Source organism: Flavobacterium sp. C4GT6, from assembly GCF_036347315.1.
GTDB lineage: Bacteria > Bacteroidota > Bacteroidia > Flavobacteriales > Flavobacteriaceae > Flavobacterium.
Genome location: NZ_JAZGZU010000015.1, coordinates 1 through 20,878 on the forward strand (window position 1 = coordinate 1; position 20,878 = coordinate 20,878).

General features: G+C 37.9%; 23 protein-coding genes. 4 read left to right on the forward strand and 19 right to left on the reverse strand.

Translation table 11 applies throughout. The features are described 5' to 3' along the window. Nucleotides 1–203: 203 nt before the first annotated feature. Together V3Z67_RS14810 and V3Z67_RS14815 are read right to left on the reverse strand one after the other, a co-directional pair. A complete protein-coding gene (locus V3Z67_RS14810; protein ID WP_330444051.1) occupies nt 204–1,394 on the reverse strand; it encodes a pyridoxal phosphate-dependent aminotransferase in 1,191 nt (396 codons plus the stop codon). Between the two features lie 161 nt (nt 1,395–1,555). Then, the gene (locus V3Z67_RS14815; protein WP_330444052.1) at nt 1,556–1,984 is read right to left on the reverse strand and encodes a DUF1573 domain-containing protein; all 429 of its coding nucleotides are present in this window, start codon (nt 1,982–1,984) and stop codon (nt 1,556–1,558) included. Nucleotides 1,985–2,149: 165 nt separating this feature from the next. Between V3Z67_RS14815 and V3Z67_RS14820 the strand changes: the two genes are divergently transcribed. Then, nucleotides 2,150–4,780 carry a valine--tRNA ligase gene (locus tag V3Z67_RS14820; protein ID WP_330444053.1) on the forward strand — a complete coding sequence of 877 codons (2,631 nt, stop codon included), beginning with the start codon at nt 2,150–2,152 and terminating at the stop codon, nt 4,778–4,780. Between the two features lie 80 nt (nt 4,781–4,860). On the opposite strand, the gene V3Z67_RS14825 is transcribed toward V3Z67_RS14820, so the two are convergent. The 8 genes from V3Z67_RS14825 to rsfS all read right to left on the reverse strand — a co-directional run bounded on the left by V3Z67_RS14825 (nt 4,861) and on the right by rsfS (nt 11,579). Then, nucleotides 4,861–5,931, reverse strand: coding sequence for an RHS repeat domain-containing protein (locus tag V3Z67_RS14825; protein ID WP_330444054.1), 1,071 nt, complete (start codon nt 5,929–5,931; stop codon nt 4,861–4,863). A 123-nt stretch (nt 5,932–6,054) separates the two neighbouring features. Next, nucleotides 6,055–6,699, reverse strand: a complete 645-nt coding sequence (locus tag V3Z67_RS14830) for a superoxide dismutase (protein WP_231749077.1) — start codon at nt 6,697–6,699, stop codon at nt 6,055–6,057. Nucleotides 6,700–6,832: 133 nt separating this feature from the next. Then, a complete protein-coding gene (locus V3Z67_RS14835) occupies nt 6,833–7,096 on the reverse strand; it encodes an acyl-CoA-binding protein (RefSeq protein ID WP_035135699.1) in 264 nt (87 codons plus the stop codon). Then, nucleotides 7,096–7,749, reverse strand: a complete 654-nt coding sequence (locus V3Z67_RS14840) for a phosphatidylserine decarboxylase family protein (protein ID WP_330444055.1) — start codon at nt 7,747–7,749, stop codon at nt 7,096–7,098. The genes V3Z67_RS14835 and V3Z67_RS14840 overlap by 1 nt, the downstream gene beginning before the upstream one ends. Next, nucleotides 7,739–8,551, reverse strand: coding sequence for a phosphatidate cytidylyltransferase (locus V3Z67_RS14845; RefSeq protein WP_330444056.1), 813 nt, complete (start codon nt 8,549–8,551; stop codon nt 7,739–7,741). The genes V3Z67_RS14840 and V3Z67_RS14845 overlap by 11 nt, the downstream gene beginning before the upstream one ends. Before the next feature lies 1 nt (nt 8,552). After that, nucleotides 8,553–9,155 carry a lactate utilization protein B/C gene (locus tag V3Z67_RS14850; protein ID WP_330444057.1) on the reverse strand — a complete coding sequence of 201 codons (603 nt, stop codon included), beginning with the start codon at nt 9,153–9,155 and terminating at the stop codon, nt 8,553–8,555. Between the two features lie 105 nt (nt 9,156–9,260). Then, complete coding sequence (gene ftsH / locus V3Z67_RS14855) at nt 9,261–11,195, reverse strand: ATP-dependent zinc metalloprotease FtsH (RefSeq protein ID WP_330444058.1); 1,935 nt, start codon at nt 11,193–11,195, stop codon at nt 9,261–9,263. A gap of 12 nt (nt 11,196–11,207) precedes the next feature. After that, nucleotides 11,208–11,579, reverse strand: a complete 372-nt coding sequence (gene rsfS, locus V3Z67_RS14860) for a ribosome silencing factor (RefSeq protein ID WP_035135710.1) — start codon at nt 11,577–11,579, stop codon at nt 11,208–11,210. A 95-nt stretch (nt 11,580–11,674) separates the two neighbouring features. On the opposite strand from rsfS, the gene V3Z67_RS14865 reads away from it, so the two are divergent. Further along, nucleotides 11,675–12,403, forward strand: a complete 729-nt coding sequence (locus V3Z67_RS14865; RefSeq protein ID WP_330444059.1) for a biotin--[acetyl-CoA-carboxylase] ligase — start codon at nt 11,675–11,677, stop codon at nt 12,401–12,403. On the opposite strand, the gene V3Z67_RS14870 is transcribed toward V3Z67_RS14865, so the two are convergent. The 5 genes from V3Z67_RS14870 to pyrE all read right to left on the reverse strand — a co-directional run bounded on the left by V3Z67_RS14870 (nt 12,400) and on the right by pyrE (nt 15,604). Beyond that, a complete protein-coding gene (locus V3Z67_RS14870; RefSeq protein WP_330444060.1) occupies nt 12,400–13,098 on the reverse strand; it encodes a DUF4241 domain-containing protein in 699 nt (232 codons plus the stop codon). The two genes, V3Z67_RS14865 and V3Z67_RS14870, sit on opposite strands and share 4 nt — an antisense overlap. A 66-nt stretch (nt 13,099–13,164) precedes the next feature. Then, nucleotides 13,165–13,911, reverse strand: coding sequence for a metallophosphoesterase family protein (locus V3Z67_RS14875; protein WP_330444061.1), 747 nt, complete (start codon nt 13,909–13,911; stop codon nt 13,165–13,167). Further along, entirely contained in the window at nt 13,911–14,450 is a 540-nt protein-coding gene (locus V3Z67_RS14880; RefSeq protein WP_330444062.1) for a hypothetical protein, read from the reverse strand. The genes V3Z67_RS14875 and V3Z67_RS14880 overlap by 1 nt, the downstream gene beginning before the upstream one ends. An 86-nt stretch (nt 14,451–14,536) precedes the next feature. Continuing rightward, nucleotides 14,537–14,929, reverse strand: coding sequence for an SRPBCC family protein (locus V3Z67_RS14885; protein WP_330444063.1), 393 nt, complete (start codon nt 14,927–14,929; stop codon nt 14,537–14,539). A 33-nt stretch (nt 14,930–14,962) separates the two neighbouring features. Next, nucleotides 14,963–15,604: an orotate phosphoribosyltransferase gene (gene pyrE / locus V3Z67_RS14890; RefSeq protein WP_157482476.1), complete on the reverse strand. Its 642-nt coding sequence runs from the start codon at nt 15,602–15,604 to the stop codon at nt 14,963–14,965. Nucleotides 15,605–15,611: 7 nt separating this feature from the next. Between pyrE and V3Z67_RS14895 the strand changes: the two genes are divergently transcribed. Beyond that, nucleotides 15,612–16,220, forward strand: a complete 609-nt coding sequence (locus V3Z67_RS14895; protein ID WP_330444064.1) for an NUDIX hydrolase — start codon at nt 15,612–15,614, stop codon at nt 16,218–16,220. On the opposite strand, the gene V3Z67_RS14900 is transcribed toward V3Z67_RS14895, so the two are convergent. The 4 genes from V3Z67_RS14900 to V3Z67_RS14915 all read right to left on the reverse strand — a co-directional run bounded on the left by V3Z67_RS14900 (nt 16,207) and on the right by V3Z67_RS14915 (nt 20,153). Beyond that, nucleotides 16,207–16,911 (reverse strand): hypothetical protein, encoded by a 705-nt coding sequence (locus V3Z67_RS14900; protein WP_330444065.1) that lies wholly within the window; start codon nt 16,909–16,911, stop codon nt 16,207–16,209. The two genes, V3Z67_RS14895 and V3Z67_RS14900, sit on opposite strands and share 14 nt — an antisense overlap. Nucleotides 16,912–16,982: 71 nt before the next feature. Beyond that, nucleotides 16,983–18,710, reverse strand: a complete 1,728-nt coding sequence (locus V3Z67_RS14905) for a hypothetical protein (protein ID WP_330444150.1) — start codon at nt 18,708–18,710, stop codon at nt 16,983–16,985. A gap of 5 nt (nt 18,711–18,715) precedes the next feature. Next, entirely contained in the window at nt 18,716–19,171 is a 456-nt protein-coding gene (coaD, locus tag V3Z67_RS14910; protein ID WP_330444066.1) for a pantetheine-phosphate adenylyltransferase, read from the reverse strand. A gap of 4 nt (nt 19,172–19,175) precedes the next feature. Next, the gene (locus tag V3Z67_RS14915) at nt 19,176–20,153 is read right to left on the reverse strand and encodes a D-alanine--D-alanine ligase (RefSeq protein ID WP_330444067.1); all 978 of its coding nucleotides are present in this window, start codon (nt 20,151–20,153) and stop codon (nt 19,176–19,178) included. 104 nt (nt 20,154–20,257) lie between these two features. Here V3Z67_RS14915 and V3Z67_RS14920 point away from each other — a divergent pair, with 104 nt between their 5' ends. Next, entirely contained in the window at nt 20,258–20,848 is a 591-nt protein-coding gene (locus tag V3Z67_RS14920; RefSeq protein WP_330444068.1) for a PASTA domain-containing protein, read from the forward strand. The last annotated feature ends 30 nt before the right edge of the window (nt 20,849–20,878 follow it).

Genomic DNA, 20,878 nt, shown 5'->3' on the forward strand with positions numbered 1-20,878 from the left:
TAACCTACCGTGAACTGGTAAACGGAGAACCTGTAGAGAAAGAGTTTAAAGCTCACTTCTCACTGAAGAGATAATATCTTTAACAAACTATAAAACAGAAAAGGCAGCCAATGGCTGCCTTTTTCTTTTGGGTATAAATATATAATTATAAGGTATAAAAAAAGGGAGGCATTAGCCTCCCTCTTCTTTTACAACTGTAATGATTAGCTGTTATATTGTTTTAATGCTGCAGCAAGTATTTCTACAGAGCGAACTAAGTCTTCTTTTTTAAGTACGTAGGCGATTCTTATCTCATCTAATCCAACATTAGGAGAAGAGTAGAAACCTGCTGCAGGAGCCACCATTATGGTTTCTCCGTTAAGCTCAAATTTCTCAAGAAGCCATTGAGCAAAATCATCAGCATTTTTAACAGGAAGTTTTGCTATACAGTAAAAAGCACCTTTAGGAGTAGCAACTTTTACACCTTCAATCTTATTAAGTTCGGTGATTAAAGTATCTCTGCGTTCTTTGTATTCGCTAATAACTTCGTCAAAATAACTTTGAGGAGTCTCAAGGGCAGCCTCGCTTGCAATCTGAGCAAAAGTAGGAGGGCTTAGCCTTGCCTGAGCAAACTTCATGGCAGTAGCCATTACCTCTTTATTTTTAGAAACAATGCATCCTATCCTTGCGCCACACATGCTGTATCTTTTAGAAACAGAATCAATCATTATGGCGTTTTGTTCAATACCCGGTACATTCATTACAGAGTAGTGCTTGTCTCCATCGTAAGTAAACTCACGGTATACTTCATCTGCAATAAGGAAAAGATCATGCTTCTTAACCAGTTCGGCAAGTTGCTGTATTTCTTCCTGTGTATAAAGGTATCCGGTTGGGTTACCCGGGTTACAAATAAGTATTGCTTTTGTTTTAGGAGTGATAAGTTTTTCGAAATCAGCAATAGGAGGAAGAGCAAAACCTTCGTCTATTGTAGAGATTACCGGTACAACCTTAACTCCCGAAGCAGTAGAGAAACCATTGTAGTTAGCATAGAAAGGCTCTGGGATAATGATCTCGTCACCATCGTCCATAGTACTTCCCATAGCAAACAATAATGCCTCAGAACCACCTGTTGTGATAATAATATCGGCAGCGTTAACAGATACTCCGTGGTTTTGGTAATAATCAGCTAACTTGTTTCTGTAGCTTTCGAAACCTGCAGAATGACTGTACTCCAATATTTTGATGGAGTTGTTTTTTATAGCTTCAAGCGCTACATCCGGAGTTTTGATGTCCGGCTGGCCAATATTAAGGTGGTATACTTTGTGACCTTTTTTCTTAGCTCCCTCAGCATAAGGAACTAACTTCCTTATAGGAGACTCAGGCATTAATTGTCCCTTATTTGATACTTTAGGCATTGTATTGAATTTTAATTTTTTTGATGCGCAAATTTGCGACTTTTTTTATAAACTTTATAATATAAAATTCATCTAATTCACAGTTTTGTAATTTATTAGGCTAATAGTAATAAAAAAGCCCCGCCAAATGGCAGGGCTTTGCTATATTCTTAATTTGTAGCTTACTGGTTTGGAATTGCTTTTTTCTTTTCCAGTATATTAACTTCTTCTTTCTTAACTACATTACCTTTTATCTTAAGGGCAACTACTCCGTCAGGGTAGTTAACAGCATTAGACTGTACAGTAATGGTTTTTCTTATCGGTCCCGGGTGCATGTTGTACTTAACCTCTATTTTTCCTGTTTTACCAGGCATAATAGGCTCTTTTGGTTTTGTAGGTACGGTACATCCGCAGGTAGATTTTACATCTTTAATGATAAGAGGGGCATCTCCGGTATTGGTGAATTCAAAAATTCGTAATCCGTCATCAGTTTCTTTACTCACAGTACCATAGTCAATCGTATCCTCTTTGAATTCGATTTTGGCACCTGACTGAGCATTTGCTGTGATAGTTATAAGTAATACAGCAATTAGTCCTAAAAACTTTTTCATTTGGTGTGTATTTTAGTTTTAGTAATTTTAGTAAAAATAATTAGATTTAAATTAAGAGCAAATATTCACTGCTCTTTTTTTTAATTTGTACTTATATGGTTACTTTTGCATACATTTTACAAAAATCAGACCATAATTTTTTAAATTATTATATTTCAGATAGTTATGACTATACCTGCACAATTTGATGCTAAGGCAGCAGAGAAAAAATGGTACGATTACTGGATGGAAAACAATTATTTTCATTCAGAACCTGATCACAGGACACCGTACACTATAGTAATACCTCCGCCAAATGTTACGGGTGTGCTTCACATGGGGCACATGCTTAACAACACTATTCAGGATGTATTAATAAGAAGAGCAAGGCTTAAGGGCTTTAATGCCTGCTGGGTCCCTGGGACTGACCATGCTTCTATTGCTACTGAGGCTAAAGTTGTTGCCAAACTTAAAGAAGAGGGTATAAACAAAAGCGATCTTACCCGCGAGGAGTTCCTTAAACATGCCTGGGACTGGACCGATAAATATGGTGGCGTAATCCTTGATCAGCTTAAAAAGCTGGGTGCTTCATGCGACTGGGAACGCACTAAGTTTACTATGGATCCCGATATGTCGGCTTCTGTAATCAGGTCGTTTGTAGACCTGTATAACAAAGGGATGATATATAGAGGGTACCGTATGGTTAACTGGGACCCTGAGGCTAAAACAACCCTTTCTGACGAAGAGGTTATTTATGAGGAAAGACAGGGTAAACTGTATCATTTAAAATATAAAATTGAAGGCAGCGAGGATTTTGTAATCATTGCAACTACGCGTCCCGAAACTATTTTAGGGGATACTGCTATATGTATTAATCCAAATGATGAACGCTATACTCACTTAAAAGGTAAAACGGCTATTGTGCCTATTGCTAACCGTGCAATCCCTATCATATTTGACGAGTATGTTGATATGGAGTTTGGTACAGGATGCCTTAAGGTTACACCTGCACACGATGTTAACGATAAGGAACTAGGTGAAAGACATAACCTTGAAATTATTGATATTTTTAATGAGGATGCTACACTTAACAGTTTCGGGCTTCATTATGAAGGTAAGGACAGGTTTGTAGTAAGGGATGAGATAGCTAAAGAGCTTGAAACTATTGGCAGCCTTGAAAAAATAGAAAACCACCTTAATAAGGTAGGTACTTCCGAAAGGACTAAGGCTGTTATTGAGCCAAGACTTTCTGACCAGTGGTTCCTTAAAATGGAAGACCTGGTTAAGCCTGCTATAAAAGCAGTTTTAGAGACTGAAGAAGTTAAGCTTTACCCTAAGCGTTTTGAAAATACATACCGTCACTGGATGGAAAACATTCGTGACTGGAACATATCACGCCAGTTATGGTGGGGGCAGCAAATACCTGCTTACTACTATGGTGAGGGCAAAGAAGATTTTGTTGTTGCCGAAACTGCCGACGCAGCTTTAGAGCTGGCTAAGCAAAGAACAGGTAATGCTGCGTTAACGGTAGCCGACCTGAAACAGGATCCGGATGCGCTGGATACATGGTTCTCTTCATGGTTATGGCCTATGGCTGTTTTTGGAGGGGTTATGAATCCGGATAACGAAGACTTTAAGTATTACTATCCTACTAACGATCTTGTTACCGGGCCGGATATTCTTTTCTTCTGGGTGGCGAGAATGATTATTGCAGGATATGAGTATGCGGGTGAAAAACCGTTCACCAATGTTTATCTTACAGGTCTTGTTAGGGATAGCCAGAGAAGAAAAATGTCTAAGTCATTAGGTAACTCACCGGATCCGCTTGATTTGATTGAGAAATTTGGTGCCGATGGTGTACGTGTAGGACTGCTGTTAAGTGCTTCTGCAGGTAATGACATTCTTTTTGACGAAGAGCTTTGTAATCAGGGTAAAGGTTTTACAACCAAGATATGGAATGCTTTCAGGCTTATAAAAGGCTGGGAGGTAAGCGATATTGAGCAGCCTGAATATGCTAAAAAAGCTATTGAGTGGTATGAGGCTAAACTGCAAAAAACATTAGTTGAAATTGAAGATCATTTTGAGAAATACAGAATATCAGATGCGCTTATGGCTATCTATAAGCTGGTATGGGATGATTTCTGTTCATGGTTTCTTGAAATGATTAAGCCGGGTTATCAGCAGCCTATAGACAGGTCTACTTTTAATAAGGCTATCGAAATGCTTGAAAATAACCTTAAGCTGCTTCATCCGTTTATGCCGTTCCTTACAGAGGAGATATGGCAGCATATTGCCGAAAGGACTCCGGAAGATGCGCTTATCGTAGCTACATGGCCGGAAGCTAAACAGGTTGATGAAAAACTTATTGCTGACTTTGATCTTGCTGCTGAAGTTATTTCGGGGATAAGAACCATAAGGAAAGATAAAAACATACCTTTTAAAGATGCTATTGAGGTTAAGGTGATAAACAATGATAATTCGTCAGACTATTTTGATGTTATTGTTGAGAAGCTCGGTAATGTTTCTTCTTTTGAATATGTGACCGAGAAGGTAAACGGAGCGCTTACTTTTAGGGTAAAATCAAATGAGTACTTTATTCCGGTATCTGGTAATGTAAATATTGAAGAGGAGATTGCTAAACTGGAAGAGGAGCTTAAATATAACAGAGGCTTCCTTAAATCGGTTCAGGCTAAACTTTCTAACGAGAAGTTTGTAAGTGGTGCACCAGAGAAAGTTGTTGCCATAGAGCGCCAAAAAGAGGCTGATGCCCTTGCTAAAATTGCTACTATAGAGCAAAGTCTTGAAAGTCTTAAATAATTAAGATATATGATAACAAAAAAACGGGAGCTGATAAGCTCCCGTTTTTTTATATATAACCTAAAATTAAAATATACTGCTTATGGCAGGTAAGTAATTATTCTCTCTACAACAAAAGTTTCCACACCGTTTATTGATATGGTTTTTTTAATCCAGTTTCCTTTATCATCATATTCATATCTGTAAAACTTAGAATCTTTAATGGCGTTTTTATCATCGGCTACATTAAATTCAGTTATGCTGTTGTGGTCATCATAAGCATATCCTGCTTTGTATACAATATTGCCGTCCTGTTTAACAACCATGCCCAGTTTGTTGCCATTGTTGTCATAATGGTATTCGGTTACATGTTCAACACCCTCATCACCATCTTTAAGGTATTCAATTATTAAATTTCCGTTGTTGTCATAAGTGAATTTTTGAACTCTCCCCAGCGTTTTATCAGCATTAATAGTCTCTTTGCTTACAAGCTTGTCACCATCGTATTTAGAGTTGGTAATATATTCAATATCGCCGTTTTTATTATAGCGTGAAATAGAAGTTACATTTCCGTTCTCATCATACTCATAAATATTTTTAAACTGAATGCTTTCGGTTTTAAGATAGGAATCTTCTTCTTTTACATTACCGTTTTCGTCGTAAATAAAAGCAGTCCTGTCCTGTAAAATATCCTGAGCATTATATTTGGTTACATCAACTACCTTATCTCCTTCAAAACGCTGTAATGTCCTGCTAAGCTGAGTACCATCTGCATTTCTTTTAATAATGTTTGTGTTGTTACCATTTTCCCAGGTATATTCGGTTTTAATAAACGGTTTACCTGCCATGTACTGGGTAGTGCTTATAAGTTTATCTTTTCCTTCATAAATAGATTCTTCATAAGGAGTATCGCCTTTAATCCATTTTCTTTCTACTACAAGCTTACCTTCGTCATTAAACACAAGGTCAAAATCGTGGCTGTATTTTACCTCGCGCTTGTGTTCGCCTTTTTCAGATCCGTTAAGAGCATACGATTTCTCGCTTATGCTTTCAACATTTCCAAGAAGCTCATAGCTATCCCAGTCGGCTTTTGATCGGTCTGTTACTTTTTTTTCTTCCTTTTGGCAAGAGGCCAGTATCAGCAGTAATGCAAGAGAAAATATACGTTTCATTTTAAGATTGTGTTAAGAGTTTCAAAAGTCTGCTTTTTTTTTCAAAAAGTCAATTGAGAGAATCATTTTTTAAATAAAAAAATCCGCCCATAAGAGCGGATTTACTATTTAAGGCTAAAAATATTATTTAGCTATAGCTGCTTCATATTTTTTTGCAACTGCATCCCAGTTAATTACGTTGTAAAAGTTAGAGATGTAGTCTGGTCTTTTGTTTTGGTAATGTAGGTAGTAAGCATGCTCCCATACATCTATAGCAAGTACCGGAGTACCTGATATACCAACACCCGGCATTAAAGGGTTATCCTGGTTAGGAGTTTGACCCACTGCAAGTTTTCCTGATGCATCTACATATAGCCAAGCCCAGCCTGAACCAAACTGAGTACCTGCTGCCTCGCTAAACTTGTCTTTAAAGTTTTCAAACGAACCAAAGTCTTTGTTAATAGCTTCTGCAAGAGCGCCTGTTGGTTGTCCACCTGCATTTGGAGCCATTATTTCCCAGTAAAGGTTGTGGTTGTAGTAACCGCCACCATTATTTCTAAGGGCTTTATTATTCATGTCCATGCCTTTAAGAATTTCTTCGATTGATTTGTTTTCCAAATCACTTCCGGCAATGGCTTTGTTTAATTTGTTTGCATATCCCACATGGTGCTTTGAGTAGTGGGTTTCCATAGTTTTAGCATCGATATATGGTTCTAGAGCATCGTAAGCATAGCCTAGTTTAACCAGTTGGAATTTACCTTCAGCCTTTACATCGTCAGGATTTCCCATTGCTGGTGCTTCTGCTTTTTCCGGCTCAGGTACCTGTACCTCTTCCAGATTATTTTTTTCTTTGCACGATTGCAGTGATGCAACCAGTACTAAAGCAGAAAAGAACATCTTTACGTTTTTCATGATAGTAATTTTATTTAATTAGAGAATTGATTAAATCGATATAATGCTGCTTGGCTTCGTCTGCGCTTAAGTGTCTTATTTGCATCCATGCATTCATCTTAAAAGCGCTTCTCAAATCGTAGGACTGGTAATAGCTTTTTTTAGCATCGCCAAGAGTTGCCTGTTTGTAGTAGGCATAAATTTTTAGCATGACGTCCTGAGGCAAAGCCTGCGTCATATTTGAAGCTTTCTCATAAGCTTCCTGAAACAGAGTATCTAAATTTTTCTCCTGCATTAGGCCTTCTTCGCTATTATGGTTTTACCGCCTATAGCTTTTTGGTTAAGCTCCACATCTATTTCTGTACCTAAAGGTAAGAATAAATCTACTCTCGACCCAAATTTAATAAAGCCCGCATCAGTACCCTGTACCACATGCATACCTTCTTTGGCATAATTTACAATACGTCTTGCTAATGCACCGGCAATTTGCCTGTATAAAATATCGCCAAATACGCTGTTTTCAATGACTACAGTTGTACGTTCGTTTTCTTCGCTGGCTTTAGGGTGCCACGCTACAAGGTATTTACCGGCATGGTATTTACTAAACTTTACAAGTCCGTTAACGGCATAACGTGTAACGTGTACATTGATAGGTGACATGAAGATAGATACCTGTAGGCGCTTATCCTTAAAGTACTCTGGTTCATATACTTCCTCAATAACCACAATCTTACCGTCTACCGGTGCAATAATGGTATGGTCTGCAGCATTTACAGGACGTTTAGGGTTTCTGAAAAACTGAAGAATAAGCACTATGAATACCAGTGCAAATACCTGAATAAACTTTAAAAGCCAATAGTTGGCAATAAATTTTTCTGCCAGTAATACAACAGCTACGGTTGTAACCAGCGACCCTAAAATGATTTTAGCTCCTTCTTTATGAAACATAATTGATTATTTGGTAATACAAAAATAAGAAAGGTATTGCAAAAATAATACTATCCAGCCTGTCAAGTATGCCTCCGTGTCCGGGCATTATGTTTCCGCTGTCTTTTACGCCTGCTGTCCTTTTAAATTTAGATTCTACTAAGTCGCCTAATGTACCGAATATTACAAGTATGGTACCTCCTGTCATCCATACGGTTGCCGACTGGAATGTATAAAAACGACTAAGGATATAACTGCCTATAAGGGCAAAAACCAAACCTCCTAAAAACCCTTCGATGGTTTTTTTAGGCGAAATTTTCTCGTAAAGTTTGTGTTTCCCTATTGCTCTTCCTGTAAGGTAGGCAAAGGTGTCGTTAATCCATATTATTATAAATGCACCAATTATAAGGTAAGGGTTGTATTCTGTATTTGATATGAAAGGGTATTTCATTAACAGGGTAAAAGGGATAATGATATAACCTATAAGCAGTGCTACTTTAGCCGAGTTTTTTAAATGCCCGGTTTGGTTGCCCGGCTTAAATAAGTCGTTGAGCAGTATTAGCCCTATAAAAACAGCTCCGCAGTTTAATATTAAGTCGTTTTGAAAAGTTTTAGGGATAAAAAGGGTATATAGCATAAATACTGCTGCCAGTAGCAGTGCCTGTATTTTGCTAAAGTTTATAAGGTTACAGAATTCTAATACCGAAAGGAACATAAATAGCCCAAATAGTACTATAAAGCTGGTTTCGGAATATAGTGTTGAGGCTATTAGCAGGATTATGTATACTATACCTGATAGTGCCCTGGTTAAGCTTTCATTCATTTTACAAATCTTCCAATAGAAGGAGGTACAGGTTTTTGGCTACGCTGCCATAATGCAGGAAATCCTCTTCTTTGGCCTTTTCAAAATATTTAATAGTGGTGATGTTGGTAGGGTATTCCCTGTCATATTTCCTTTTGATTTCCCTAAGCCCATCACTTTTGGAGTTAAGTATTTGGCTGGTTGTTGCAAAAATTACCATATTGGCAGGAAGCTCGTTTGGTTTTTTCTGTTTTATCTGGTTTGATGAGAACAGAATCGATCCTTCGTCTGCAATAAGGTTTTCACATCCGGCTAATAAAAAACGTGGATTTTTAGGGGTATCGTAAGAAAGTTTATTTTCTTCCAGTAAGCTGCAAAGTTTTGGTTCAAAACACAAAGCTTCACATTCAAACCAGTCGTTTTCTTCTAAAATGTTCAAAAACTGATCGTGAACCTCAGTTAAATTGTCGCAGTATAAAAATTTTCCGCCGTTTTTTCTGAAGTTGTGAGTAAACAGTTCGTCCGCGGGTACTTGTTTTTCGGGCAAAAACGGACTGGTTTCCATGTTTTTATCCTCGTTTGAATCATTATTGGGGGAACCAAAAATTTTTCTGAAAAGACTCATACCTAATTATTCGCGTTTTTCTGTAGTTTCATTCAAAGATAAAAAAATCTTAATTCAATACGGGTACTGAATTAAGATTTTTACTATAAATTATGAAATTCCGGTTTATGCTTCTGTAACTACTTCTGCATCTGGTCTTTCAAATGGTCTTTTACCAAAAATATCTTCAAGGTCATCTTTAAAGATAACTTCTTTCTCAATAAGAATATCGGCCAGTTTTAAAAGTTTATCCCTGTTTTCATCCAGAATTTTTATAGCTCTTTGGTACTGCTCTTCTATAAGGATGGAAATCTCTTTATCTATAACCTTAGCAGTCTCTTCAGAGTAAGGTTTAGAGAAGTTGTATTCGCTTTGTCCTGATGAATCGTAATAAGTAATGTTACCCAGTTTATCGTTAAGACCGTAAACGGTTACCATTGCTCTGGCTTGTTTGGTTACCTTTTCAAGGTCGCTTAGTGCTCCGGTAGATATTTTATCAAATATTACTTTTTCGGCAGCACGTCCACCCATTGTAGCACACATTTCATCCATCATCTGGTCTGGTCTTACAATAAGTCTTTCTTCAGGTAAGTACCATGCAGCACCAAGGCTTTGCCCGCGAGGTACTATTGTTACCTTAACAAGAGGAGCAGCATGTTCCAGCATCCAGCTAACTGTTGCGTGGCCTGCTTCGTGTATAGCGATAGCTCTTTTCTCCTCTGGAGAGATGATTTTATTTTTCTTTTCAAGTCCGCCTACAATCCTGTCTACAGCATCGAGAAAGTCTTGTTTGTCTACTGATTTTTTGTCTTTTCTGGCAGCGATAAGAGCCGCTTCGTTACATACGTTTGCAATATCTGCTCCAGAGAATCCCGGAGTTTGTTTAGCAAGGAATTCGGTGTCAAGATCTTCCGATTTTTTAAGCGGTTTTAAATGTACTTCAAAAATCTCTTTACGCTCCCTGATGTCCGGAAGGTCTACATATATCTGTCTGTCAAAACGTCCGGCACGCATAAGGGCTTTATCCAGTACATCGGCACGGTTAGTAGCTGCTAATACAATTACGTTAGTATTAGAACCAAAACCATCCATCTCTGTAAGTAACTGGTTAAGGGTGTTCTCGCGCTCATCATTAGAGCCTGAAAAGTTGTTTTTACCACGTGCACGTCCTACAGCATCAATCTCATCAATAAAAATGATAGCAGGAGACTTTTCTTTAGCTTGCTTGAAAAGATCTCGTACCCTTGAAGCACCAACACCTACAAACATCTCTACGAAGTCTGAACCCGAAAGGGAGAAGAAAGGTACTTTTGCCTCACCTGCAACAGCTTTTGCAAGTAATGTTTTACCTGTTCCCGGAGGTCCTACAAGTAGTGCTCCTTTAGGTATTTTACCACCTATACTGGTGTATTTTTCTGGGTTTCTAAGGAATTCAACAATTTCCTGTATCTCTTCTTTAGCACCTTCAAGTCCGGCAACGTCCTTAAAAGTTACTTTAATATCGTTTTTCTCGTCAAACAGTTTAGCTTTTGATTTTCCGATATTAAATATCTGTCCGCCACCACCTGCAGCTCCGCCACCTGCCATACGACGCATCATGAAAATCCATAAGGCTACAAGTACAACAATAGGAAGAAGCGTAAGGAATAAATCGCCCATCATGCCATCCTCTTCAACAGAATATTCACTTAGCTTACCACTTTGTTCGGCATCATAAAGCTTTTTGTCAAAAATTTCATTTTTAGGTCCTTTAGTAACTGTGTATTGAGGTCCTTTAGTATTTAAGTTGCCAAAAATATCATTTTGTACAGCCTTATGTTCGTCACTTTTCAGTGCCGATTCTTTAAGATATATTTTAGCCGAAGAGTTGTTTGTAACAACTTTTTCTATTTCTCCTTTATCAAGATATTCGTAGAATTTTGATATGGAAAGCTTTTCAGGTCCATTTAAAAACGACCCGCCACCTACAAAATTGATGGCAATAAGCATTAAAAAAATTCCGGCATATATAAGCCAGGGGCTTACCTTAAATTTATTATCTGGTTTATTATCTTTTGACATGAATTTCTTTTATTAGTAGTTGTTTCCAATTGATGTTATCTTGGCATCTCCCCACAGGCTTTCAATGTTGTAGTACTCGCGTATGTGTTTCTGGAAAACGTGAACAACAATGTTTACATAATCCATAAGTACCCATTCGCCGTTTTCAGTTCCTTCAACATGCCATGGTTTGTCTTTTAACTCTTTGGAAACTATTTTTTGAACGGAGTTAACAATAGCGTTAACTTGTGTATTGGAGGTACCGTTGCATATTACAAAATAGTCGCATACGGTATTATCGATTGCTCTTAAATCAAGAATATCTATATCATTTCCCTTAACTTCTTCGATTCCTTTAATGATGTTTGCTAGCAATACATCTGTACTTATATTCTTTTTTGCCATTTAATATTTTAATATATTCTACAAAGTTACCATTTTTTGTATTTACTTTTGACTTTGTTAAGTTATTAAAAAAGACTTTATTTTCCATCCTTTTAATGAATATTATCAAACTCAGTGCCATAGCGTCTACTAACGACTATTTAAAATCATTGTCAACCACCCAGTATCTGGAAAACTTTACCATTGTTGTTGCCGAACACCAAACAGCCGGTAAAGGGCAAATGGGTGCAAAATGGGATGTGCAACCAGGTAAAAACCTTACCTTTAGTGCTTTAGTTAAAGATTTGCTGCTTGGAATCAATGAGATATTTAACTTAAACGCTGCAGTAGCCGTAAGTATTATTGAAGCTCTTGAAGAAAATAATATAAAAGAACTTGCTATAAAATGGCCTAACGACATTTTGGCAGGGAATAAGAAAATAGGAGGGGTACTCATAGAGAACAGCATTAAAAACAATGGTGAGATATTTTCGGTTGTGGGTATTGGTTTAAATGTTAATCAAACTGATTTTGAAGGGCTTCCTAAAGCGTCATCTGTAGCAGTGGTTACAGGTTATGAGCATGATAAAACAGTACTGCTTAAGGCTATAGTTGAAAACCTTAAACGTAATGTTGCGGCACTACTTCACAAAAACGCTGCTCCAATATGGACTAAATACCATAAAAAACTTTATAAAAAAGGGGTGCCTATGCCGTTTGAAAAAGACGGACAAAGGTTTATGGGTATCATACAGGATGTGAACAGTAGCGGTAACCTTTTACTATTACTTGAAGACGACACTGTGGCAGAGTTTAAGATTAAAGAGCTGCAAATACTGTATTAATCATAATCCTCATCTTTATTGTCTTCAAAGTCGTTGATAAGGAAATCAATAACCAACTCAATGGTTTCACCGCTTTCATCCAGTCCCCAGTAGGCAGGGTAGTAGCCGTCACCCCATCCGGAGGCAAACATTATGACATTATTGTCAGACTCCCTGTCAGGACGGTGGTCGTTCCAGTCGCCCAACTCTCTTGAGAATTTGTTTTTAGATGAATAGGCTTTAAACTCCTCTGCCAGTACCTCGTCATAATAATTAGCTTCGGGATCTTTTTCTTGCAATGCGTCGATTTTGGCGTTAAGTGCAGCATTGGTTTCTTCATCAAGAAAACAGGCAAGTCCTGAATCTACAGGGAAGCCGAAGAACTCATCATCTGTAAGTTCGTCCATTTCTTCCTTAGTAATGTCATCTGTAATAGCAAGTACCCATTTTGAGGCATTTTCACTCCTAAATTTAATTTTGGCGTAAGCGATACGGAAATGTTCTTCATCTATTTCGGTAACATATACATAAACAGGATACTTATCGGGTAGTACCGTGCGTTTAAACGGACGCTGGTCGTAGGTGAAAAATGGGTCGGCTGCAATAATTTTTCCGGTAGGCAAATTGAGGTCGCCTACATGAATTTCAACCAACTCATGCATGTCCATATCATCATCCAGATTGTATTCAAATTCAAAGTCGTTTGAGTTTTCCATAATTGGTGAGTTTTTATGGTAAGTTAGTTAAAAACCGTGTGATAAGGCAAAGGTTTTATAAATTTTTTAACCGGATTTTTTTGTGAACCTGTCATAAAAATTAGTTACCAGGCTGGTTTTTATACTGTTTTCCTCAAGAGTAATTATACGATAGGCAAATGAGTTGACATTAATCTCTATTATAGGGGAGTTCTTTTTTACCTGAAAAGCTACAGAAGGGGTTATATACTGCGTTATTTTCCTTTCTGTGCGCTTGTCGGGCATGTGGTAGTGACCACAAAACACGGTAACGGGTTGCCTGCTTTCCTGTAAGATTTCGTTAATCATATCGCGGTTTTTAAGCGGATAGGCTGTATCTACTCCTGTAGGGAAACCCAATATGGGGTGATGTATAAAAACAATTATCTTTTTAAGTGTATTTATTTCGGAAGTAAGCCATGCCATTTGGGCTTCACTTATCTCTCCCGATGAGGAGTCCAAGTAAATATATTTATAAAACTCATCTTCGTGAGTGAAGTAAAGTTCGGTTTCGCTTTGAGAGCGCGTACCGTGGTAGTAAGGGATTACATCCTTAAATACATCGTGGTTTCCTAACGTAATTTTAAAGCCTGGCTTGTAATCTTCCAGTTTTGAGAATAGCCATTCCAAATCTTCTTTTACTGCTAAGTCTCCGGTAATAACAAGATCATCAAACTTATCTAAAGCGATGTTTTCCAAAACAGCTTTAAGGTTCTTTTTGGGGTTTGCTCCACGGTCTAAAGCCGAAGGATCCCCAAGGTGTGTATCTGTAATGTGTACTATTATTTTAGACATTATTCCTGATCGGGTATTTTTTCATCCGGTTCAAAAACAGGGTCTATTCGTCCCGGAATAACTATTTCGTCACTAAGATTAAGTATAAGCGTTTTCATGGTAGGATGGTTGTATCCTGCTGTGTCCAGGAAATACCAGTTTTTACCTTTGTTTTCAGATATGGCAAGCAAACAGCTTTGGGAAGTTAGTTTACCGCCCTTAACCTTCATTTCAATCATTTGTATAAGCGTACACTGCATAGTACCGTCTTCCACCGTTATGATTTTTGAAGGTGCTGAATAGTCTGTTCCTAAAAATGAGACTCCTTCATTTTCAAAACCGTCGAAGCTTCTTTTCAGATTTTTGACCATGTTGTCTTTTCCTCCCATAGCTTTCATAACTTTAGGGTGGGTATATGTAGCAAAGGTGTCATAATCCTTATCAAGGAAAGACTGCCCCATGTCACTAGCCTGTTTTAGAACAGATTGTTCGGGAGTTTGTGCAACAGAAATTGAAACTATGTTTATGGAGAGTAGTAATGTGTATAAAAACTTTTTCATTCAGGATTAATGTTTAGTCCTGATAAAATTAATAAAAAAAGCCTTTTAGACAACTAAAAGGCTTTTGGTTTTATGCTTTTTCGCAACTACAGCTTGTGCATATTAGCGGCTAATGTTTCAATAAATTTACTGATGGGCCCTTTAACCATCATGGCCATCATGGCGTTAAATTCACCTTCAAACTTTAACTGTACTGCGCTCGAAGTATCAGATACAGCATCAATATCACCTGTAAGGGTAAAAGGAAGTTTATCGCTTGCAGCACCAAGAACAATTTTGTTTGGGGCTGATTTTTCTTTCATTTTAAGTTTGATTTCAGGCATTCCCTTAAGGGCAAAGATGAACGATTCATCTCCTGTTACCTCAAACTTAGCTATGTTTTCGGGCATTAGTTTTTCAAAATTTCTAACATCGCTAAGCGCGTCAAAAATATACTGTGCCGATTTTTCAACTGTTACTTTAGGGCTTTCTAAATTCATAGTGGTATTGTGTATGAAATTAATTTAAGGCTGTTACTGTCCCCAGGTATCAGGGGTTTTTCTCCATTCTTTAAGGGTATCGTGCTCCTCTTCGGTAATGTATTGTTTAGAAACGGCAAGCTCTAAAAGCGTGTCGTAGTTACCAAGAGTATTTAGCTTAACACCTGCATTTGTAAAGTTTTCTACAGAAACATCAAAGCCATAAGTAAAAATAGCTACCATACCTTTTACGTTTGCACCAGCCTCTTTAAGGGCTTCAACTGCCATAAGGCTGCTTTTTCCGGTACTGATAAGGTCTTCTACAACAACAACGTTCTGTCCTTCCTGAAGGTATCCTTCAATTTGGTTTTGACGACCGTGTTTCTTTGGTTCTGGCCTAACATATACAAACGGTAACCCCATTACATCGGCAACAAGCATACCTATACCAATAGCTCCTGTTGCAACGCCGGCAATAACATCGGGCTTGCCATATTCTTTTTCTATATGTTTTGCAAATTCCTCACGGATGTAGTTTCTAATCTGTGGGAATGACAGCGTAATCCTGTTATCACAATATATTGGAGACTTCCATCCTGAAGCCCATGTAAAAGGATTTTTAGGATTTAATTTAATTGCGTTTATTTGTAAAAGCAATTCTGCTGTTTTTTTAGCGGTATCTGTATTAAAAATCATAGTGCAAATGTATAAAGTTTTTGTTAACGATAAGCCACTTTTTTTAACTAACCAGGTGGAAAAAGAAACCGACTTTAAAATGTTTCTTTTAGAGAGTGTTGATATTGAGCAACTTATTATAAGTATGTTTAATAACAAGGTTAAAAAAGCCTTTTTATATCACCCTGATGAAAAGGAGACTTTAAAGAAGCTTAAAGAGAAAATTCCGGTAGCGAAGGCCGGAGGCGGACTCGTATACAACAAAAAAGGGGAGGTGCTTTTTATTTTCAGGAATGGAAAATGGGACCTGCCTAAGGGCGGAATTGAAAAAGGTGAGGGTATTGAAGATGCTGCCATACGCGAGGTGGAGGAAGAAACCGGCGTAAAAAACCTTAAGATTACACAAAAACTACAAAAAACATATCATGTTTTTAAAAGGAATGGTAGCTATAAGCTAAAGGTTACCCATTGGTATGAAATGAAAACCGATTATAAGGGTAAGCTACAGGGACAGGAAAACGAAGGTATTGAAAAGGTTGCATGGCTTAACCCTGAACAGATTAAGGAAGCACTAACCAACTCATACGAGAACATAAAACTGTTGTTTGAAAACATAAAGGTACCTACGGAAGGATAGCAGGCCCAAGTAGTTTCATCCATAAAGGGAAACCAATAATGCTCCCTGTAAGCCCGGCTACTATAAAAGTGAATCGTTGCTGCTTTGGTATTAATTTTAATACCACAATTAAAAGCAGTACTATAGCTATTGTAGCAGTAATAAGGTTAAGGGACCATGCTGGTAGCCTAAAGTATTCTGATATGTTGGTTTCGTCTCCCTGAGAAGTCCATTCTCCTCTGATAACCAAAAAGTATAGCCCGATAAAAAAGTTGGCTACCTGCCTTGACCAAAAGAAAGCCATAAAAACAAACGACCATTGTAAGAATGTTAGTTTGTTTCCTGTTTTTTTTCGGTTAAACCATAGCAGAAAAAAACCTAAAGTTCCCGCTATTATTGTTTGAATTGGACCACCAAGTGTTACAAGGACATCTGTTTTACGAGCCTTATGCATTAGAACAGAATATTTTTTCATAACAACCTTGTCTGTTCTGCTTTTTAAAGCCTCTTTGTTTTTAAAATGAAAATCACGAAATGCTTTATAATCTGTATTTTTATATTGCATTGAAGCATATCTTATTTTTGCTTCATAACCCAGTTTTTTAGCAACCATGTAGTGTCCGGCTTCATGTGTAACAGCACCTATTACGGTAGCGGCAATAAATCCTAAAACGAGATAAATAAATAAACGGAATTGTAAGGTGAAAGTCATGAAACAGAAGTTTCTATAAAAATAAAGAAAAATATTTCGTACAAATAAAAAACAGGCTCAAGGCCTGTTTTTTATTTTACTTTCCTGTATACAGGGTATTGTAAATGTGATTTTTCGTAGTAAACAGAGTTTCTGTAAATCCAGTCCAGTTGGGCTTCACCACTTTCAGAAAAGGCTTTGTCTTCTGCTTTCTTTTTTTCGAAAGCTGCTTTTAGTGCAGCATCTTCATTTAGTAATTTGGCAGCAGTGTCTTCAAATACATAGGCCGAAAAATATTCCTTTTGCTGTAGTATAGGGTCAAAAAAGTTCCAGTTAAAATAGGAATCCGGTGCTTGTGGTTCTAATGTTTCCAGCAGGTATTTAACGCCTGATTGCTGTGTACTTATTAAAAAGTCTCCTTTATGAAACTGTACTTTTTCGGTGGTTACCGTAACTTCAGTACTGTTATGTGGGTAATGTCCTTCATAAGCAGTCTTACCTGTTTTGTAATCGGTTATACGGTAGCTTTCTACCTCAATTACAGTGTCATTTTCCAGTTGTTGCATTTTAATACCGTTGAGTTGTAAAAGTTCTATGGCGTTCCACCATGTTTTTGGGATAATATACGCCTGCGGTATTACTACTTCAGTTACCGGATTGTACTCCTGATAGTACGGAATAGTTTTTTTAAACGGTTTGGATCTGTCGTAAAACAACCTTGACTGTCCTGATATTTCACTAGGCTTGTAGCCGCCCTCATATCCTAAAAAATCCAGTTGTGTAACTTTGGTTGTATCAAGCTCCCAAAACAGGGTATATTTCATGCCCGGTTTGTAAAGGTTCAGGTTATCGGCACGTAGCTTTTTAATCTTTTTATAGTTCTTTTCTATATAATCTATAGATGCCACCATATAATCATAAGTAACCTTAACGCGCGGAGCATAATCTTTTAGCATATGCGTTTCGGGCATAGATCCTACAGTATTGAACATAGAGGCATATCCGGTAGAATACCTTGGGTAATCCATAAACTGTTCAAAACCACCATCGGGCTTTTGGTCGTGTATGTTTACATAGGGAGTAGCTTCGGTTCCCTGTTTTTTCATATCGGCCAGTATGGTTGCCATCATCTCGTCCTTAAAAAACCGACCCAGTTCTCCGCCCAGTTTCTGGTGATGGGTAGCGATGTAGGTAAAGGTGTATTGGTAGTCGGCACCATTACTAACATGGTTATCAATAAACACATCAGGGTTAACCTTTTGGAAAATTTCGGCAAAGCTCCTGCTGTTTCGGGTGTCTGATTTCAGGAAATCCCTGTTAAGATCATAATTGCGGGCATTTCCTCTAAAACCATAACTCTCAGGGCCGTTTTGGTTGGCTCTGGTATGGGAATTACGGTTAAGTGCACCGCCTATGTTGTACACGGGTATATTAACAATAACCGTGTTTTTAGGAGTTTTTAGTTTCCCTGTGGCGAGGTCACGATATAGCATCATAGTAGCATCAATACCGTCGGGCTCACCGGGATGGATGCCGTTATTTAAAAGCAGTACCGCACTGTTTTTATGAATGGTGTTGAAATCAAAACTTTTCTCGGGGTCAAAAATCACAATATGTAAAGGCTCGCCACTATCGGTTAATCCCATAGGGAGCATTTGTATGGTTTCAAAGCTTTCGTCAAGCATTTTAAAATAAGCAATGGTTTCGGCATAGGTTGCCGTTTGGTTACCATTGCCTTTTTCATACGGAGTTAAGTACATATTGTTTTTTTGTGCCATAAGCTGAAAACTTATCAGTAAGAGTAAAAGCGATTTCTTCATCATGATTATTTTGTTCTTACAGAGTCGGGTACCAAAATGGTGTAGTCTCCGCCATTGCGCAGTACATCCCTTACAATGCTCGAACTGATATATGATGTTTTTGCCGCCGTAAGCAGGAAAACCGTTTCTATTTTAGAAAGCTCCCTGTTGGTATGGGCAATAGCCTTTTCAAACTCAAAGTCGGCAGGATTTCTAAGTCCCCTTAGTATAAACTGGGCACCTACTTTATGGCAAAGGTCTATGGTAAGACCTTCGTAGGTTGTCACCTCTACTTTTGGCTGATCTTTAAAGGCCTCTTCAATAAAGCGTTTTCTCTCTTCCAGTGGGAACATGTATTTTTTTTCGGCATTAACCCCTATGGCTACAATAACCTTATCAAAAAGCTTAACGCCTCTTTTAATAATGTCGTAGTGACCTAGGGTAATAGGGTCAAACGACCCCGGAAATACTGCTGTTTTCATATTTTTATTTTTTTGCCAAAGCCTGTTCTATGGCATTATCAAATAGCTGTGGTAAAGTTATGCCTGCCTCGCATGCCTGTTGTGGCAGTATGCTTTCGGCAGTAAGGCCTGGTACGGTATTCATTTCAAGCAGGTGCGGTTCGTTATTTACAATAATGAATTCACTACGTGAAAAACCATCCATCTTTAATATCTCGTACACACGTTTTGCCACACTGCTTACCTTTTGTGCCATTTCGTCCGAAATGCGTGCAGGAGTTATTTCCTGCGACTTACCAAGGTATTTTGCCTCATAGTCAAAAAAGTCATTTTCAGATACTATTTCGGTAATAGGCAGTACGGTAACCACGCCACCGTAGTTAATTACTCCTACAGAAACCTCGGTACCATCCAGAAAACTTTCTATAATAATTTCGTTATCCTCTTTATAAGCGGTTTCAATAGCTGGTAAAAGCTCCTCTTTGGTTTTTATTTTAGAGATTCCAAAGCTCGACCCCGATCGGTTTGGTTTTACAAAACACGGAAGCCCCACTTTATCAATAATAGCCTGCTCGTTTATCTCATCGCCCAGATTAAGGTAATGCGATACGGCAGTTTTAATTCCGTATGGTTTTAAAACCGAAAGCATATCCCTTTTGTTAAAGGTTAATGCCGCCTGATAAGGTTCGCATGAGGTTTGCGGAATGTTTAACAGCTGCAGGTAAGCCTGCATAAGTCCGTCTTCTCCCGGTGTGCCGTGAATAGCATTGAATACCACATCAAACACAATTTTTTTTCCGTTATAATCTACAGAGAAATCGTGCTTGTTAACCAGGTATTCGTTATCATCTTCATCAGCCATTACCCATTTGTCCTTCAGGATGTGCAGGCGGTAGGCATTGTATTTTGTTTTGTCCAGATTTTGGTACACAATATTCCCGCTTTTAAGGGAAATTTGATATTCACTGGAATATCCGCCCATGATAATGGCAACATTTTTCATTCTAACTGCGTTAAATATTAGGTTTTGCTAACACAAAAATATCATTATTTGTGTAAACTTATAAAGTTTAGTATTATTTATATCTTTGCCAAAAATCATAGTAGATGAGCCTTAAAAACTTTTTGACCAGTAAAGCATTTTTAAAGCAGATAATTATAGCCGTTGTAATTACTGTTTTGCTTGTAATTGCCGTTATGAAATGGCTTAATTATTACACCAATCACGATCAGAAAATCCCTGTGCCGGACCTAACCAAAAAAACAGTTGATAAGGTAGAAAAAGAGCTTGAGGCGCTTACACTTAACTATGTGATTTTAGATACTGTAGACTACAGGCCTGATTTCCCTCCGTACTCTATTGTACAGCAGGATCCGTTACCTAAGGTAAACGTAAAGGAAAACAGGAAAATATACATTAAGCTTAATGCCGGAGGGTATAACGATATTGACCTGCCGGAACTGGTGCAGAAAACAAAACGTTCGGCCGAATCTATCCTGAAAAGTGTTGGTCTTGAAGTAGGGGAGATAACTTACAAACCATACCTTGCTGAAGATGTAGTGCTTGAGGTAAGGCAAAAAGGTAAAAGGCTAAGTGCCGGAGATAAGGTTAAAAAGGCATCTAAGGTTGACCTTGTACTGGGTGACGGTAAAACCGGTTACCACATTTCAGATGAAGACAGGGCTAACATGCCATGAACTTCACAAGATAAATAATATACACCAAAA

Coding starts and splice junctions, on each gene's coding strand:
- V3Z67_RS14810 (WP_330444051.1), bottom strand. CDS start 1,394: ATGCCTAAAGTATCAAATAAGGGACAATTAATGCCTGAGTCTCCTATA.
- V3Z67_RS14815 (WP_330444052.1), bottom strand. CDS start 1,984: ATGAAAAAGTTTTTAGGACTAATTGCTGTATTACTTATAACTATCACA.
- V3Z67_RS14820 (WP_330444053.1), top strand. CDS start 2,150: ATGACTATACCTGCACAATTTGATGCTAAGGCAGCAGAGAAAAAATGG.
- V3Z67_RS14825 (WP_330444054.1), bottom strand. CDS start 5,931: ATGAAACGTATATTTTCTCTTGCATTACTGCTGATACTGGCCTCTTGC.
- V3Z67_RS14830 (WP_231749077.1), bottom strand. CDS start 6,699: ATGGGAAATCCTGACGATGTAAAGGCTGAAGGTAAATTCCAACTGGTT.
- V3Z67_RS14835 (WP_035135699.1), bottom strand. CDS start 7,096: ATGCAGGAGAAAAATTTAGATACTCTGTTTCAGGAAGCTTATGAGAAA.
- V3Z67_RS14840 (WP_330444055.1), bottom strand. CDS start 7,749: ATGTTTCATAAAGAAGGAGCTAAAATCATTTTAGGGTCGCTGGTTACA.
- V3Z67_RS14845 (WP_330444056.1), bottom strand. CDS start 8,551: ATGAATGAAAGCTTAACCAGGGCACTATCAGGTATAGTATACATAATC.
- V3Z67_RS14850 (WP_330444057.1), bottom strand. CDS start 9,155: ATGAGTCTTTTCAGAAAAATTTTTGGTTCCCCCAATAATGATTCAAAC.
- ftsH (WP_330444058.1), bottom strand. CDS start 11,195: ATGTCAAAAGATAATAAACCAGATAATAAATTTAAGGTAAGCCCCTGG.
- rsfS (WP_035135710.1), bottom strand. CDS start 11,579: ATGGCAAAAAAGAATATAAGTACAGATGTATTGCTAGCAAACATCATT.
- V3Z67_RS14865 (WP_330444059.1), top strand. CDS start 11,675: ATGAATATTATCAAACTCAGTGCCATAGCGTCTACTAACGACTATTTA.
- V3Z67_RS14870 (WP_330444060.1), bottom strand. CDS start 13,098: ATGGAAAACTCAAACGACTTTGAATTTGAATACAATCTGGATGATGAT.
- V3Z67_RS14875 (WP_330444061.1), bottom strand. CDS start 13,911: ATGTCTAAAATAATAGTACACATTACAGATACACACCTTGGGGATCCT.
- V3Z67_RS14880 (WP_330444062.1), bottom strand. CDS start 14,450: ATGAAAAAGTTTTTATACACATTACTACTCTCCATAAACATAGTTTCA.
- V3Z67_RS14885 (WP_330444063.1), bottom strand. CDS start 14,929: ATGAATTTAGAAAGCCCTAAAGTAACAGTTGAAAAATCGGCACAGTAT.
- pyrE (WP_157482476.1), bottom strand. CDS start 15,604: ATGATTTTTAATACAGATACCGCTAAAAAAACAGCAGAATTGCTTTTA.
- V3Z67_RS14895 (WP_330444064.1), top strand. CDS start 15,612: ATGTATAAAGTTTTTGTTAACGATAAGCCACTTTTTTTAACTAACCAG.
- V3Z67_RS14900 (WP_330444065.1), bottom strand. CDS start 16,911: ATGACTTTCACCTTACAATTCCGTTTATTTATTTATCTCGTTTTAGGA.
- V3Z67_RS14905 (WP_330444150.1), bottom strand. CDS start 18,710: ATGAAGAAATCGCTTTTACTCTTACTGATAAGTTTTCAGCTTATGGCA.
- coaD (WP_330444066.1), bottom strand. CDS start 19,171: ATGAAAACAGCAGTATTTCCGGGGTCGTTTGACCCTATTACCCTAGGT.
- V3Z67_RS14915 (WP_330444067.1), bottom strand. CDS start 20,153: ATGAAAAATGTTGCCATTATCATGGGCGGATATTCCAGTGAATATCAA.
- V3Z67_RS14920 (WP_330444068.1), top strand. CDS start 20,258: ATGAGCCTTAAAAACTTTTTGACCAGTAAAGCATTTTTAAAGCAGATA.